Raw genomic sequence first — 15,294 nt, forward strand, 5'->3', positions numbered from 1 at the left:
CGGTGCCGACCTGCCCCGCAGAGTGTGACGCAGTTCCAAAATCCAATTTTCCGACAAGCGGTCATTTCGGTTGTCATCATCCGATGCAGCGGCACGTTCTGCAGTGATTCAAGACAAGCAATTCCGGGAAACTCCAATAATGCGTTTGCACCTGCTCACGGCTTTACCCTTCGTCCTTGCCGCCGGTTTTGTTCAGGCGCAGACCCTTCCGGAAGCCATGCAACAGGCACTGGATGTCCATCCGGAAATCCAGGCAGGCGTTAACAGTCGATTGGCCGCGGATTATCAGTTAAAGGCAGCAAAAGGTGGATACCTCCCACGGGTTGATCTGCTGGGCGGTTATGGTCGCGAAGGCACTGACAACGTCACCACGCGTGCCGCCGGCAACAACAATCACTGGGAAAACCTGAATCGCAGCGAGTCGAGTGTGCGGTTGTCGCAAATGGTTTTTGACGGTTTTGCGACGTCGAGTGAAGTGGGGCGTCAACAAGCCACCGTTAATTCCCGCGCTTACTCCTTGCTTGGCACGTCCGAACGCACTGCACTCACCGTCGCTCAGGTGTATCTCGACGTGTTGACCCGCCGCGAATTCGTGCGCCTGGCCACCGAGAACCTGAAGAGCCACGAACGGATTTTCGATCAGATCAAACTGCGCACCCAGCGCGGTGTGGGCAGCGGCGCCGACCTCGATCAGGCCGAAGCGCGCATGGCTCAGGCCCGCAACAACCTGATCACCGAGCAGACCAACCTGGCTGACGCCGAGACCAACTTCCTCAGCGCCGTCGGCCAGATGCCCGATCAGTTGGAACGTCCTTCCGATTTCATGGCGTTGTTGCCAGCCAACCTGAATGAAGCCCGGGCGCAGATGCTGGAAAACAGCCCGATCCTGCGTTCTGCCGAATCCGACATTGCCGCTGCCGAGAAACAGTACGACGCCGCCAAGTCGAGCTTCTACCCACGCTTCGATGCTGAATTGGGCCGCACCGCCGACAACGATCTCGATGGCCAGAACGGTCACAGCAATGAATGGCAGGCCATGTTGCGCATGCGCTTCAATCTGTATGCCGGCGGCAGCAACAAGGCTGATCTGGAATCCAAGTCCTACCTGTCCAACCAGGCACTGGATATTCGCAACAACGCCTTGCGCGTGTTGAACGAAGAGCTGGGCCTGGCCTGGAATGCCTTGAACAACGCCAATGCCCAGGTGCCGATCGCCCAGCAATATGTCGATCACAGCACCAGCGTGCGCACCGCGTACCAGAAGCAGTTCAGCCTCGGCGAGCGTACCTTGCTCGACCTGCTCGACAGTGAGAACGAGCTGTTCTCGGCGTCTCGTCGCCTGGCGGAGATCAAGAACATTCAGTTATTTACTCAGTACCGAATCAAGGCGACCATGGGCGAGTTGCTCAAGAGCCAGGGAGTGGTCGCACCGTTGGCATCCGTTGTGCAGAACGACGTGAAGCCCAAGGTTCAACTGCCCGGTATGAATTGAGCAGAACCTTCATTGTTCAATTGTTAGCCAAGAGTGCCGAGCGTGGAATCAGAAGTCAGTCGAGTTCAACTCATTCATGATCCACGCGCGCTGCACGACGATCCACTACTGGACGGCTTGCTGGCTCTTTGCACCCTGCATCAGAAACCGGCCAGCGCCGCGATGTTGACCACCGGCCTGCCGTTGCCCAAACAGCGCCTGAGCGTTGAATTGCTGCCCCGCGCGGCCGCTCGCGCCGGCCTGCAAGGGCGGGTGCTGGTGCGCAAACTGGAGCAGATCCCGGCGATTGCCATGCCGGCGCTGTTGCTGCTCAAGGACGGTCGCAGTGCCGTCCTGCTTGGTTGGCTAGGTGAAGACCAGGCGCGGCTGCTGACCAGTGAAAGCGACGGTGGCGAAAGTGTCGTCAGCCGCGAACTGCTGGCCGATGACTACATCGGCAAAGTGTTCTTCGCTCAACCCCAGCACAAATTCGACGTTAATCACGGCACGCTGATCCCGCGCGCTCGCTCGTGGTTCCGCGATACCCTCAAGCGTTCGCGCTGGCTGTACGCCGACGCCATCGCCGCCAGTTTCCTGATCAACATCATTGCCATGGCCGCGCCGCTGTTCGTGATGAACGTCTACGACCGCGTCGTGCCGAACCAGGCCGAATCGACCCTGTGGGTGTTGGCCATCGGCATCACCGGGGCGTACCTGTTCGACCTGATCCTCAAGAGCCTGCGCAGCCTCTGCCTGGACCTGGCCGGGAAAAAAACCGACCTGATCATCTCGGCCACGTTGTTCGAGCGCATCGTCGGCATGGCCATGAAGTACCGCCCGGCCCGGGTCGGCAGCTTTGCCCAGAACATCCATGAGTTTCAGAGCCTGCGGGACTTCCTCGCCTCGCTGACCCTCACCAGCCTGATCGATCTGCCGTTTACGCTGCTGATCTTCATGGTCATCGCGATTCTTGGCGGGCATCTGGTGTGGATTCCGGTGCTGGCGTTCCCGATCGCCCTGCTGATTGGCTATGCCTTGCAGAAACCGCTGGTGGCGACCATGGAAAGGACCATGGCGCTGGGCGCCGAGCGGCAGTCGAGCCTGATCGAAACCCTTGCCGGTCTCGATGCGGTGAAGGTCAACAACGCCGAAAGCGAACGCCAATATCAGTGGGAGCAGACCATCGGCACCCTCAGCCGCCTCGAGCTGCGGGTGAAAATGCTCTCCGGTCTGGCGATGAACATCACCTTGCTGATCCAGCAACTGGCCGGCGTGATCATGATCGTCTTCGGCGTGTACCAGATCATCGATGGTCACCTGAGCATGGGCGGTTTGATCGCCTGCTACATGCTCAGCGGCCGCGCGCTCAGCCCGCTGGCTTCGCTGTCCGGCCTGCTGACGCGTTACCAGCAAGCGCGGGTGACCATGACCTCGGTCGATCAGATGATGGAGCTGCCGCAAGAGCGCAACTTCGAGGAACGCCCACTGAGCCGCAAGGTGCTGCAAGGCGCCATCGAATGCCGGCAGATGAATTTCACCTACCCGAACCAACAGAACGCGGCGCTGAAGAACATCAACCTGATCATCAAGCCCGGCGAGAAGATCGGCATCATCGGGCGCAGTGGCTCGGGGAAAAGCTCCCTGGCCAAACTGCTCGTAGGTCTCTACCAGCCGGACGACGGCGCCCTGTTGGTGGATGGCGTCGATATCCGTCAGATCGACGTCAGCGAATTGCGCCATAACATCGGCTACGTGGCCCAGGACATCCAGCTGCTGGCCGGCACCCTGCGCGACAACCTGGTGTCGGGCGCGCGCTATGTCGAAGACGAAATGGTGCTGCAAGCGGCCGAGTTGGCCGGCGTCCACGAATTCGCCCGTCTGCACCCACAAGGTTATGAGCTGCAAGTCGGCGAGCGTGGGCAGAACCTGTCTGGCGGTCAGCGCCAGAACGTCGCCCTGGCCCGTGCGTTGCTGCTCAACCCGCCGATCCTGCTGCTCGACGAACCGACCAGCGCCATGGACAACACCGGCGAAGAACGCCTCAAGCAACGCCTTGCGGCGGTGATTGAAAACAAGACCGTGGTGCTGGTGACGCACCGGGCTTCGCTGTTGTCGCTGGTGGATCGTCTGATCGTCATCGACCGCGGACAGATTCTCGCCGACGGCCCGAAAGCCGCGGTGATGGAAGCGTTGAAAAAGGGGCAGATCAGTGTTGCTTAAGTCGGGTTTCAAGAATTCGATCGGCCGTTATTTCAAAGGCTCCGATTCGCTGCATGGCCAGCCACTTCCCGAGGTCAACAAAGCGCTGATCGAAGACGCCCCACGCGTGGTGCGACTGACCATCTGGGCGATCATCGGCTTCTTCGTGTTCCTGATGCTCTGGGCCAACTTCGCCGTGATCGACGAAGTCACCAAGGGCGACGGCAAAGCCATTCCGTCGTCCAAGATCCAGAAAATCCAGAACCTGGAGGGCGGTATCGTCTCCGAGTTGTACGTGACCGAAGGGCAGATCGTCGAAGCCGGTGCGCCGCTGATTCGCCTGGACGACACGCGATTCGCCTCCAACGTCGGCGAAACCGAGGCCGATCGGTTGTCGATGCTGCTGCGAGTGGAACGCTTAAGCGCGGAAGTCGACGACCGTCCGCTGAACTTCCCGGCTGACGTGCTCAAGGCCGTGCCCGGTCAGGCCGCCAGCGAGGAGTCGCTGTACATCAGCCGCCGTCAGCAGCTGCACGATGAGATTGGTGGTTTGGAGGAGCAGTTGATCCAGCGTCAGCAAGAGCTGCGCGAGTTCACTTCCAAGCAGTCGCAGTACCGCAACGGCCTTGCGCTGCAGCGTCAGGAAATCAACATGTCCGAACCGCTGGTGGCCCAGGGCGCGGTATCGCCGGTTGAAGTGCTGCGGCTCAAGCGCGCCGAGGTTGAAACCCGCGGGCAACTGGACGCGACCACCCTGGCCATTCCTCGCGCCCAATCGGCAATCAAGGAAGTGCAGCGCAAAATCGACGAGACCCGCGGCAAGTTCCGCAGCGAAGCACTGACTCAACTCAACGAAGCACGCACTGATCTGAACAAGGCTCAGGCCACCGGCAAGGCGCTGGAAGACCGGGTCAGCCGGACGCTGGTGACATCGCCGGTGCGCGGTATCGTCAACAAACTGCTGGTCAACACCATTGGCGGCGTAATCCAGCCGGGCAGCGACCTGGTGGAAATCGTGCCACTGGACGACACCTTGCTGGTTGAGGCGAAAGTTCGCCCGCAAGACATCGCCTTCCTGCATCCGGGACAGGAAGCGACGGTGAAGTTCACGGCGTATGACTACACCATTTATGGTGGGCTGAAGGCCAAGCTTGAACAGATCGGTGCTGACACCATCACCGACGAAGACAAGAAAACCACTTACTACATCATCAAGCTGCGCACTGACCGCAGCCACTTGGGGACGGATGAAAAGCCGTTGTTGATCATCCCGGGGATGGTGGCTTCGGTGGATATCATTACCGGCAAGAAAACTGTACTGAGCTATCTGCTGAAACCGATCATTCGGGCGCGGGCTGAAGCACTGCACGAGCGGTAGGACGCTAAACCTGTGGCGAGGGAGCTTGCTCCCGCTGGGGCGCGAAGCGGCCCCCTCTTTACCCCAAAAAAAAGGGAACTGCTACGCAGTCCAGCGGGAGCAAGCTCCCTCGCCACAGGGGACTCATCGCTTGTTCTGCCATATAGTTATTCGCTAACGGTATTTAAACTTCAGTTCTTATATCTATAAAGTCACTCTCCTGCGTACCTGCCGACCAATCGGCGCGCCGCACGACACGAACCAACACGGGTCCTCCGTGAGTTTCTTGATCGACGCGCGCGCCCTTGAGCGTGCCGTGCGTGGGAGTGATTTATGTCTGCAGCAACGGCTTCCCCAAGCGCCGCGAACATCGCGCCGCAAACCTTCGATATCCGCCCGATCAGTGGCGCCGTCGGTGCCGAAATCATCGGCCTCGACCTGTCCCGCCCGATCAATGATCAGGACTTCGCCCGCATCCACCGCGCGCACCTGGATCATCATGTCGTGGTGTTCCGCGACCAGCGCATTACCCCCGAGCAGCACATCGCTTTCAGCCGCCGTTTTGGTGTGTTGCAGATTCATGTGCTCAAGCAGTTCCTGCTGGCCGGGCATCCGGAAATTCTCATCGTTTCCAACATCATCGAAAACGGCCAATCCATCGGCCTCGGTGATGCCGGCAAGTTCTGGCATTCCGACCTTTCTTATAAAGAACTGCCGAGCCTGGGCTCGATGCTGCACGCTCAGGAGCTGCCGTCCGAAGGCGGCGACACGCTGTTCGCCGACATGCACAAAGCCTGGGACAACCTGCCCGAAACGCTGCGCAAAGCCGTCGAAGGCCGCTCCGCCGCGCACTCTTACACCGCGCGCTATAGCGAGACCAAGTTCGAAGGTAACTGGCGTCCGACGCTGACGCCGGAACAACTGGCTCAGGTCGCAGAAGTCGTCCACCCGATCGTCCGTACTCACCCGGAAAACGGCCGTAAGGTGTTGTTCGTCAGCGAGGGTTTCACCACCCGCATCGTTGGTTTGCCGGAAGACGAGAGCAAGCAACTGCTCGACGAGCTCTACGCCCACAGCGTGCTGCCGCAAAACATCTACCGCCATCAATGGCAGGCCCACGACCTGGTGTTCTGGGACAACCGCTCGCTGATTCATCTCGCCGCCGGATGCCCAAGCCACCTGCGCCGCAAGTTGTATCGCACCACCATCCAGGGCGACGCGCCTTTCTGATTTGCCGGAGAAACTCTCATGTCCAAACGTCTTCCATTTGCACCGTTGGCCGCGGCCATCGGCCTGGGTTTCAGCCTGATCGCCGGCAGCCTGGTGGCACCGACCGTGGCTCACGCCGAAGGTGAAATTCGCATCGCCGAGCAGTTCGGCATCGTTTACCTGCTGCTTAACGTCGTGCGCGATCAGAACCTGATCGAGAAGTACGGCAAGCAGGAAGGCATCGACATCAAGGTCGACTGGACCCAGCTCTCCGGTGGTGCGGCGGTCAACGATGCGTTGCTCTCCGGTTCGATTGATATCGCCGGTGCTGGCGTCGGTCCGCTGCTGACCATCTGGGACCGCACTCACGGCAAGCAGAACGTCAAAGCCGTCGCCTCCCTCGGCAACTTCCCGTACTACCTGGTGAGCAACAATCCGAAGGTCAAAACCATCGCTGACTTCACCGAGAAGGACCGCATCGCGGTGCCGGCGGTCGGCGTGTCGGTGCAGTCGCGCATCCTGCAATACGCGGCCGCCAAGCAGTGGGGCGACAAGGAATTCAATCGCCTCGACAAGTACACCATCGCCGTTCCGCACCCCGACGCCACGGCGGCGCTGATTGCCGGCGGCACCGAGTTGACCGGGCACTTTTCCAACCCTCCGTTCCAGGATCAAGAGCTGGCCAACCCTAACGTCCACGTTGTGCTGAATTCCAACGATGTACTTGGCCCGAACTCGCCGACGGTGCTGTTCGCCACCGAGAAATTCCGTGATGAAAACCCGAAAACCTACAAGGCGTTCGTCCAGGCGCTGACTGAGGCCGCCGAGTTTGCCCAGAACGATAAAGGCGCGGCGGCGGACACTTACATCCGTGTCACCAAGGCCAAAATCGACCGTGCCGCGCTGCTGAAAATCATCGATAACCCGCAGTTCGAATTCAGCGTCACGCCGAAAAATACTTACCCGCTGGCCGAATTCCTCTACCGCGTCGGCGCAATCAAAAACAAACCGGATTCGTGGAAGGACTACTTCTTCCAGGACACCAAACCGCTGCAAGGGAGCTGACCGAGATGAACGCCCCTTTGCAAGGCCACACGGTCAGCAAACCGATCGCGGCAGCCCAGGCGCTGCTGTCGGTCGACAATGTCAGCCTCGAATACCGCACGCCTCAGCGGGTGGTTCGTGCGACCCATCAGGTCAGTTTTGAAATCGATCCGGCAGACCGTTTTGTGCTGCTCGGTCCGTCCGGTTGCGGCAAATCAACGCTGCTCAAGGCGGTCGCCGGGTTCATCCAGCCGTGTGAAGGGGAAATCCGGCTTCAGGGGCAAACCGTTCATGCCCCGGGACCGGACCGGATCGTGGTGTTCCAGGAATTCGATCAACTGCCGCCGTGGAAAACCGTCAAACAGAACGTGATGTTTCCGCTGCTTGCCTCGAAAACCCTCAAGCGCAAAGAGGCCGAGGAGCGAGCGCTGCACTACCTGGACAAGGTTGGTCTGGCGGCGTTTGCCGATGCCTACCCGCATACCTTGTCCGGCGGCATGAAAGCGCGCGTGGCGATTGCGCGGGCGTTGGCCATGCAGCCGAAAATCCTCTTGATGGACGAACCCTTCGCCGCCCTCGATGCACTGACCCGCCGCAAGATGCAGGAAGAGTTGCTGCTGCTCTGGGAAGAAGTGCGCTTCACGCTGCTGTTCGTCACGCACTCCATCGAGGAAGCGTTGGTGGTGGGCAACCGGATTCTGCTGCTGTCGCCGCATCCGGGGCGAGTGCGCGCGGAAGTCCACAGCCATCAATACGACTTGCACAGCCTCGGCGGCGTGGCCTTTCAGGAGTCGGCGCGACGCATCCATCGGTTGTTGTTCGATGAAGGTCAGTCCCCGGAAACCGGGCGTGAGCTGGATTTCTCCGACATCCGCATCGCTTATTGAGCCATTGAGAGGAGTGCCCGATGAGCCTTTTATCATCCCCGCGTGAAGAATTTGAAACGGTGTTGCAGCCGCTGACGAGTGTGCCGCTGGAGCGTGAATTACCGCTCGGTCAGCGCCTCTGGCAACAAGGCTGGTTACGCAAAAGCCTGATCCTGATTTTGCTCGCGGTCCTGTGGGAGGTGGTTGCCCGCGTACAGAACAACGACCTGCTGCTGCCGAGTTTTCTGCAAACCGGGAGCGCGCTGTACGACGGTTTGCTCAGTGGCGAGTTGCTGGGCAAGGTGTGGATTTCGCTGGTGGTGTTGCTCAAGGGTTACCTGATCGGCATCGTGCTGGCGTTTGCCCTGACTACGCTGGCGGTGTCGACGCAATTCGGTCGCGACCTGTTGAGTACCTTGACCTCGATGTTCAACCCGCTGCCGGCGATTGCGCTGTTGCCGCTGGCGTTGCTGTGGTTTGGTCTTGGGCAGAACAGTCTGATTTTCGTGTTGGTGCATTCGGTGCTTTGGGCGCTGGCCTTGAACACCTATGCCGGGTTCCTCGGCGTCTCGGAAACCCTGCGTATGGCCGGGCGCAATTACGGCCTCAAAGGCATGCGCTTCGTGCTGTTCATTCTGATCCCGGCAGCACTGCCATCGATTCTCGCCGGGCTGAAAATCGGCTGGGCCTTCGCCTGGCGCACGCTGATCGCCGCCGAACTGGTATTCGGCGCCACCAGTGGCAAGGGCGGCTTGGGCTGGTACATCTTCCAGAACCGCAATGAGCTGTACACCGACAAGGTGTTTGCCGGGTTGGCGGTGGTGATCCTGATCGGCCTGCTGGTGGAAAACCTGGTGTTCAGCACATTGGAGCGGGTCACGGTGAAGCGTTGGGGGATGCAGCGCTAAGTTCTGTGGTGGCAGGTCCGGCCCCTTCGCGGGCAAGCCCGCTCCCACAGTGATCTTCAGTGGATGTGGACTATGTGTTCAACACAGAACCCTGTGGGAGCGGGCTTGCCCGCGAAGGGGCCCGCCCAACCAGCACATCAGCCCACGGATGTTTGCTAGCATTGCGTCTGAATCAATCCAGATCAGACACGAGTGCTCAGCATGCAACTCCCGGACATGAACCTGTTGGTCGCCCTCGATGCCTTGCTCGACGAGGGCAGCGTGGTGGGCGCCGCGCGGCGGATGAACCTCAGCCCGGCGGCGATGAGCCGGACGCTGACGCGCATTCGCGAGGCCATCGGCGATCCGATCCTGGTGCGCGCCGGTCGTGGCCTGGTGCCCACGCCCAAGGCGCTGGCGTTGCGCGAGCAGGTGCGTGACGTGGTGGAGCAGGCCGCGTTGTTGTTTCGCTCGGCCGATGCGGTGGAGCTGGGCACGTTGCGCCGTCGGTTCAACATTCGGGCCAATGACTTTTTTGTCGGCGTTTACGGCGGAAAGCTGTTCGACACTATGGATCGTCAGGCGCCGCACTGCGAACTGCGTTTTGTGCCGGAAGGCGATGGCGATGATGAGGCGCTGCGCGAAGGGCGGATTGATCTGAGCATCAGCAATACCCGGCCATTGACCCCGGAAGTGAAGATTCAGAATCTGTTCTCTACTCATTTCGTCGGCCTGGTTCGCGAAGACCATCCGCTGTTCGACGAAGAAATCACTGCCGAGCGTTACGCCGGGTTTTCCCATATCAGCATGTCCCGTCGCGGCATCGCCCGTGGCCCGATCGATACCGCGCTCAACGCCTTGGGACTGGAGCGGCGGGTGGCGGTGATTGCGCCGAGTTTCCATGCGGCGATGTTTGCCTTGCCTGATTCCGATTTGATTCTGCCGGTGCCCAAGGAGGCATTGCTGAGCGTCCAGCGCCTGGGCCTGAAGCTGCGTTCCTTCACACTACCGATTCCGCTGCCGACCATTATGCTGACCCAGTCCTGGCATCCACGCTTCGACAAGGATCCGGCCCATCGTTGGTTGCGCGAAACCCTGAAAACTTGCTGCGACGAGACGTGGTTAGCTGCGCAGCCTTCCTGAAGTGAACGCTTCCACTGTAGGAGTGAGCCTGCTCGCGATAGCGGTGGATCAGTCAACATCTATGTTGAATGTGATGGCCCTATCGCGAGCAGGCTCACTCCTACAGGGGGGGTTGTATTGCTGCGTCAAACGCACTTATAAGCTGCCAATAAGTCAATTTTCGTAAGGTCCCGCGCTTCTTAGAATGCTTCGGTATTCAAACCCCGGAGCTTGCAGTCATGACTTCCCTCACGGTCACGGCACCTCTCGCCGCGGCCAGTCCGGCTGCCGTCACGCCACCGGTCTTTGGTCCGCGGATCATCATCGGTCTGGTGGGCGTGTTGTTGGCGGTGTTGGTGTCAGGCCTGAACGAGATGGTGACCAAGGTTGCCCTCGCCGACATTCGCGGCGCATTGGCCATCGGCTACGACGAAGGCACCTGGCTGGTCGCCAGTTACACCGCGACCTCGGTGGCGGCCATGGCTTTCGCCCCGTGGTGCTCGGTGACGTTCTCGCTGCGACGGTTCACCCTCTGCGCCATCAGCGCGTTCACTCTGTTGGGCGTGTTGTGCCCGTTCGCTCCAAACTATGAAAGCCTGCTGGTTATGCGCACCTTGCAAGGCCTGGCCGGCGGCGCGTTGCCGCCGATGCTGATGACCGTCGCGCTGCGCTTTTTGCCGGCCAACGTGAAGCTTTATGGTCTGGCTGGTTACGCCCTGACCGCGACGTTCGGCCCGGGGCTCGGCACGCCACTGGCCGGGTTGTGGACCGAACACGTCGGGTGGCAATGGACCTTCTGGCAAATCATCGCACCGTGCCTGATCGCCATGGTCGCGGTGGCGTATGGCTTGCCCCAGGACCCGTTGCGCCTCGAGCGCTTCAAACAATTCAACTGGCGCGGCTTGCTGCTGGGGTTTCCGGCGATCTGCATGCTGGTAATCGGCATTTTGCAAGGCAATCGGCTGGACTGGTTCGAGTCGAACCTGATCAGCGGATTACTCGGTGGTGGATTGCTGCTGTTGGTGCTGTTCCTGATCAACGAATGGTCGCAACCGATGCCGTTTTTCAAGATGCAGATGCTCGGCATCCGCAACCTTTCGTTCGCTTTGCTGACCCTGGCCGGGGTGTTGGTGGTGCTGCTGGCGGTGATCATCATTCCGTCCAGCTACCTGGCACAGGTGCAGGGTTATCGCCCGGTTCAGACCGCGCCAATCATGTTGCTGGCGGCGCTGCCGCAGTTGATCGCGCTGCCGTTGGTGGCGGCGCTGTGCAACCTGCGCTGGGTCGATTGCCGCTGGGTGCTGTGTATCGGTCTGAGCATGCTGACGCTGTCCTGCATCGGAGGGTCGCAGCTGACGTCGGTGTGGATTCGCGACGACTTCTATGTGCTGCAACTGCTGCAAATTTTCGGTCAGCCGATGGCGGTGCTGCCGCTGTTGATGCTCTCCACCGGCAGCATCAGCCCGATGGAAGGGCCCTTCGCTTCAGCCTGGTTCAACACCGTAAAAGGCCTGGCGGCGGTGGTCGCCACCGGCGTGCTGGAGGCGTTGACCACCTCACGGCTGCATTTTCACTCGGTGATGCTGGTGGACAACCTTGGCAACTCCCCCCTGGTCGACAGCGACAGCCCGGGCCTTGCCCACCGGCTGCATGAGCAGGCCGTGGTGCTGACGGCATCGGATCTTTATCTGTGCATGGCCGGCGTCGCACTGGCGCTGATCCTGCTGATTTTCTGGCTGCCGACGCGGATTTATCCGCCGCGCGCGCCGACTTGAATGCTTCACTGAAACAGAAGGTTTTTATGACGACTCAATCAAAGCAAAAAGTGGCCGTCGGCGTCGCCGCGGTGGTGGCGCTCGGCGTGCTGGTTTATTTGCTGGCGCCCGGCCTGTTCGGCAAGCGCACACAACAGAACACCAATGACGCCTTCGTCTCGGCGGACTTTACGCTGGTGGTGCCGCGCGTGGCCGGGTTCATCAAGGAAGTGCTGGTGGAGGACAACCAGCAGGTCAAGGCCGGGCAGTTGCTGGCGTTGATTGATGACCGTGATCTGCGTGCCGCCGCCCAAGCGGCAGACGCCGAAACGCTGGTGGCCAGGGCGCAACTGCAAAATGCCCGTGCGACCCTTGAACGCCAGGCTTCGGTGATCGCTCAGGCCCAGGCCTCCGTGGTGTCGGCCAAGGCGGAAATGGCCTTCGCCGAGCATGAACTGAATCGCTACAACCACCTCGCCGGGGTGGGTGCGGGCACGGTGCAGAACGCCCAACAAGCGCGGACCCGCATCGATCAGGCCACCGCGCGGTTGGCTAACGTGACGGCGGTGCTGGCGGCGGAACGCAAGCAGGTGGAGATCCTCACCGCCCAGCGTGATGCAGCGGAAGGAGGATTGAAACGGGCGCAAGCGGCGCTGGAAATGGCCAGCTACGAGCTGTCCTACACACGCATCGTTGCACCTCAGGACGGTATGGTTGGCGAGCGCGCCGTTCGGGTCGGCGCCTATGTCACGCCGGGGAGCAAAATCCTCGCGGTGGTGCCGCTTGCGCAAGCCTATGTGGTCGCCAATTTTCAGGAGACCCAACTGACCGATATGCAGCCGGGGCAGGGCGTGCAAGTGCGTGTCGACAGCCTCGGTGGCCAGGCCCTGAGTGGTCGCGTCGAGAGCATCGCCCCGGCCACCGGTGTGACGTTCGCCTCGATCAAACCGGACAACGCCACCGGGAACTTCACCAAGGTGGTGCAGCGGATTCCGGTGAAAATCGTCCTCGATCCGGGTCAGCCATTGGCGGAGCGGTTGCGCGTGGGGATGTCGGTTGAGGCGAGTATTGATACGGCCAGTGCCGATAAGCATGAGGTTGTTCAGCGATGAATTTCGGTAGTCACCCAACCCTGTGGCGAGGGAGCTTGCTCCCGCTCGAGTGCGCAGCGCTCGCATTTTTTGGGTCCGCTTCGCGGCCCAGCGGGACGGTGCGGCGTTCCGACAAGCCCCCTCGCTACAAGAGCCGCTTTCCTTCAGTAGCTATTGTGTTGAGTCTGTTTTCACTGAGCGCCTGCACCGTCGGCCCTGACTTCCAAAAACCTCAGCCGCAACAAGTGGCCGAGTGGTCGAAACCATCCAAGTCCGCCGCCAGCCAAGTCATCGCTGAAACCATGGACGAACGCTGGTGGGAGGTGTTTCACGACCCGAAACTCTCGGCCCTGACTCAGCGCGTCTTGACCGACAACCTCGACCTGAAACTCGCCAGCAGCCGTTTGCAGCAAAGCCGCGCTGTGCGTCAGGTGATCACCGCCGAGCGTTACCCGAATACCGCCGCCACTGGCAGCTACGGGCGTAAACGCAACAGCGGCGAAGGCTTGAACGATCCGTCGGGACACAACGGTGACTCGGCGTACAACCTGTGGGATGCAGGCTTCTCCGCATCCTGGGAGCTGGATTTCTGGGGCCGTGTGCGTCGCGAAACTGAAGCCGCCGACGCCACCCTGGAAGTCGCGGAAAACGACCGACGTGGCGTGCTGCTGTCGGTGCTCGCCGAAACCGCTCAGGACTACATTCAGCTGCGCGGTGTGCAAAGTACGCGCGCCGTCACCGAGGAGAATCTCGACGTCGCCCGCCACAGTCTGAAGCTTTCGCAGCTGCGCCTGTCTGACGGTGTCGCCACCGACCTGGATGTCGCCGAAGCCGCCGCCCAGGTAGCGGCTATCGAGTCGCGTCTGCCCGCGCTGGAGCAGCGCCAGTCGCAACTGATCAACGCCTTGAGCCTGTTGATGGGCGAGCCGCCGCAAGCGCTGTCTGCCGAGTTATCCACAGACGCCCCGGTGCCACAAACTCCGCGTCAGGTCGCAATCGGCCTGCCGTCGCAACTGGCCGAACGCCGCCCGGACATCCGCCAGGCCGAAGCCCGTCTGCATGCCGCAACCGCGAGCATTGGTGTGGCCAAGGGTGATTTCTATCCGCGGATCACCCTGTCGGGCAACATCGGATCGCAAGCCATGCAGCTCAGTGATTTCGGTTCCTGGGGCTCGCGGTCTTTCGGTATCGGCCCGCAATTCAGCTTGCCGCTGTTTGACGGCGGTCGCCTGCGCGGCATGCTGCACTTGCGCGAAGCCCAACAACAGGAAGCCGCTATCGCCTACCAGCAAACCGTGCTGCGCGCCTGGCATGAAATCGACGATCAACTGACCGCCTACAACGCCAGCCAACTGCGTCGCGACAGCCTTGCCGAAGCCGTCCGCCAGAACCAGATCGCCCTGCGCGCCGCGCAACAGCAATACGTGGAAGGGGTGGTGGATTTCGTTAACGTACTGACGGTGCAAGGCGCGCTGTTGGCGACTCAGGAACAGTTCGTGGAGAGCTCGACCGGCGTGTCGTTGGCGATGGTCGGGTTGTACAAGGCGTTGGGTGGGGGATGGGAGTCGGTTTATCCAGTGGCAAATGTAGTTACCAGTAATCCGGTTTGATGGCGAGGGCCTTATGAGTTGGTACTCGAGCTGGAAACTGGTGTGACTGCAACTCTTCTGCAGAGATGACTCGACGCATCCAATGGGAATGTTCCTTCAGCGAACCTGGTGAAGGACAGTTCAATTCAGCTCGATGAGGAAGAATGACCCCGATAGTTATGTCAGGAAAATCTTCGCGAATAGCTTTAAGGGCGGGAGTCATGTCTGTGTCGCTGGAAACCAGTACGAGTTGTTCAATACGGTCATGCACTTCAAGAGCGGCTTGCTTGGTAGCAGTGCGGTACATGCTGATCGCGATGTGAACATCCGTTTCTTTCTCTTCAAGCTTCCAAATGTCGACCTTGTCTTGACGGGAAGCGCCTGTTTTCCTGTCGATGAAGCGCGGAGCTTTCGCCGGTTCGAGCGAGTGCCGGCCATAGTGCACCGTTACTTTGGTAGCTTTCAGTGCTCGCACATAGGAGTCCTGCGCCTCTTTCGAGATTCTGCCCCGAGTGGCGAGTATCGGTTTGACGGAAGAAGTGAAGTAATCAACGGAGATGATTGAGCTTTGCGGGTTTTCGATATGTGCGACATGGGCCAGCAGGCCGTTGAGGTTGAGCCACTTATAGGGAGTGCCCGCGAGCAACCCATAAAACAGATTGTAGCCATCAACAAAAAAAGCGGTGCGCACGAACTGAATCCTCA

12 protein-coding genes are annotated in these 15,294 nt (G+C 60.4%); 11 read left to right on the forward strand and 1 reads right to left on the reverse strand.

All coding sequences use genetic code 11. The annotated features are described in order from the left end of the window. Nucleotides 1-139: 139 nt before the first annotated feature. From QF010_RS14700 to QF010_RS14750, 11 genes are all read left to right on the forward strand, one after another. A complete protein-coding gene (locus QF010_RS14700; RefSeq protein ID WP_429533392.1) occupies nucleotides 140-1,492 on the forward strand; it encodes a TolC family outer membrane protein in 1,353 nt (450 codons plus the stop codon). A 42-nt stretch (nucleotides 1,493-1,534) separates the two neighbouring features. Next, nucleotides 1,535-3,691, forward strand: coding sequence for a type I secretion system permease/ATPase (locus QF010_RS14705; protein ID WP_033058683.1), 2,157 nt, complete (start codon nucleotides 1,535-1,537; stop codon nucleotides 3,689-3,691). Next, complete coding sequence (locus QF010_RS14710; RefSeq protein ID WP_429533393.1) at nucleotides 3,681-5,048, forward strand: HlyD family type I secretion periplasmic adaptor subunit; 1,368 nt, start codon at nucleotides 3,681-3,683, stop codon at nucleotides 5,046-5,048. The genes QF010_RS14705 and QF010_RS14710 overlap by 11 nt, the downstream gene beginning before the upstream one ends. 312 nt (nucleotides 5,049-5,360) lie before the next feature. Further along, nucleotides 5,361-6,257 (forward strand): TauD/TfdA dioxygenase family protein, encoded by an 897-nt coding sequence (locus tag QF010_RS14715; RefSeq protein ID WP_429533394.1) that lies wholly within the window; start codon nucleotides 5,361-5,363, stop codon nucleotides 6,255-6,257. Between the two features lie 18 nt (nucleotides 6,258-6,275). After that, nucleotides 6,276-7,301 (forward strand): ABC transporter substrate-binding protein, encoded by a 1,026-nt coding sequence (locus tag QF010_RS14720; RefSeq protein WP_150656914.1) that lies wholly within the window; start codon nucleotides 6,276-6,278, stop codon nucleotides 7,299-7,301. A gap of 5 nt (nucleotides 7,302-7,306) precedes the next feature. Beyond that, nucleotides 7,307-8,167 (forward strand): ABC transporter ATP-binding protein, encoded by an 861-nt coding sequence (locus tag QF010_RS14725; protein WP_033058675.1) that lies wholly within the window; start codon nucleotides 7,307-7,309, stop codon nucleotides 8,165-8,167. A gap of 20 nt (nucleotides 8,168-8,187) precedes the next feature. Further along, complete coding sequence (locus QF010_RS14730; RefSeq protein WP_033058673.1) at nucleotides 8,188-9,054, forward strand: ABC transporter permease; 867 nt, start codon at nucleotides 8,188-8,190, stop codon at nucleotides 9,052-9,054. A 201-nt stretch (nucleotides 9,055-9,255) separates the two neighbouring features. Further along, nucleotides 9,256-10,176, forward strand: coding sequence for a LysR family transcriptional regulator (locus QF010_RS14735; RefSeq protein WP_033058671.1), 921 nt, complete (start codon nucleotides 9,256-9,258; stop codon nucleotides 10,174-10,176). Between the two features lie 218 nt (nucleotides 10,177-10,394). Further along, nucleotides 10,395-11,930, forward strand: coding sequence for an MFS transporter (locus QF010_RS14740; protein WP_429533395.1), 1,536 nt, complete (start codon nucleotides 10,395-10,397; stop codon nucleotides 11,928-11,930). Nucleotides 11,931-11,956: 26 nt separating this feature from the next. Further along, nucleotides 11,957-13,021 (forward strand): HlyD family secretion protein, encoded by a 1,065-nt coding sequence (locus QF010_RS14745; RefSeq protein WP_429533396.1) that lies wholly within the window; start codon nucleotides 11,957-11,959, stop codon nucleotides 13,019-13,021. Next, a complete protein-coding gene (locus QF010_RS14750) occupies nucleotides 13,018-14,610 on the forward strand; it encodes an efflux transporter outer membrane subunit (RefSeq protein ID WP_429533397.1) in 1,593 nt (530 codons plus the stop codon). Before QF010_RS14745 ends, QF010_RS14750 begins: the two co-directional genes overlap by 4 nt. Here the strand turns inward: QF010_RS14750 and QF010_RS14755 are convergent. Next, nucleotides 14,591-15,280 (reverse strand): NYN domain-containing protein, encoded by a 690-nt coding sequence (locus tag QF010_RS14755; protein WP_429533398.1) that lies wholly within the window; start codon nucleotides 15,278-15,280, stop codon nucleotides 14,591-14,593. The two genes, QF010_RS14750 and QF010_RS14755, sit on opposite strands and share 20 nt — an antisense overlap. Nucleotides 15,281-15,294 lie beyond the last annotated feature (14 nt).

The sequence above is a fragment of the Pseudomonas silensiensis genome (assembly GCF_050434865.1).
Classification (GTDB): domain Bacteria; phylum Pseudomonadota; class Gammaproteobacteria; order Pseudomonadales; family Pseudomonadaceae; genus Aquipseudomonas; species Aquipseudomonas fluorescens_W.

Coding starts and splice junctions, on each gene's coding strand:
- QF010_RS14740 (WP_429533395.1), top strand. CDS start 10,395: ATGACTTCCCTCACGGTCACGGCACCTCTCGCCGCGGCCAGTCCGGCT.
- QF010_RS14750 (WP_429533397.1), top strand. CDS start 13,018: ATGAATTTCGGTAGTCACCCAACCCTGTGGCGAGGGAGCTTGCTCCCG.
- QF010_RS14745 (WP_429533396.1), top strand. CDS start 11,957: ATGACGACTCAATCAAAGCAAAAAGTGGCCGTCGGCGTCGCCGCGGTG.
- QF010_RS14700 (WP_429533392.1), top strand. CDS start 140: ATGCGTTTGCACCTGCTCACGGCTTTACCCTTCGTCCTTGCCGCCGGT.
- QF010_RS14725 (WP_033058675.1), top strand. CDS start 7,307: ATGAACGCCCCTTTGCAAGGCCACACGGTCAGCAAACCGATCGCGGCA.
- QF010_RS14730 (WP_033058673.1), top strand. CDS start 8,188: ATGAGCCTTTTATCATCCCCGCGTGAAGAATTTGAAACGGTGTTGCAG.
- QF010_RS14715 (WP_429533394.1), top strand. CDS start 5,361: ATGTCTGCAGCAACGGCTTCCCCAAGCGCCGCGAACATCGCGCCGCAA.
- QF010_RS14735 (WP_033058671.1), top strand. CDS start 9,256: ATGCAACTCCCGGACATGAACCTGTTGGTCGCCCTCGATGCCTTGCTC.
- QF010_RS14720 (WP_150656914.1), top strand. CDS start 6,276: ATGTCCAAACGTCTTCCATTTGCACCGTTGGCCGCGGCCATCGGCCTG.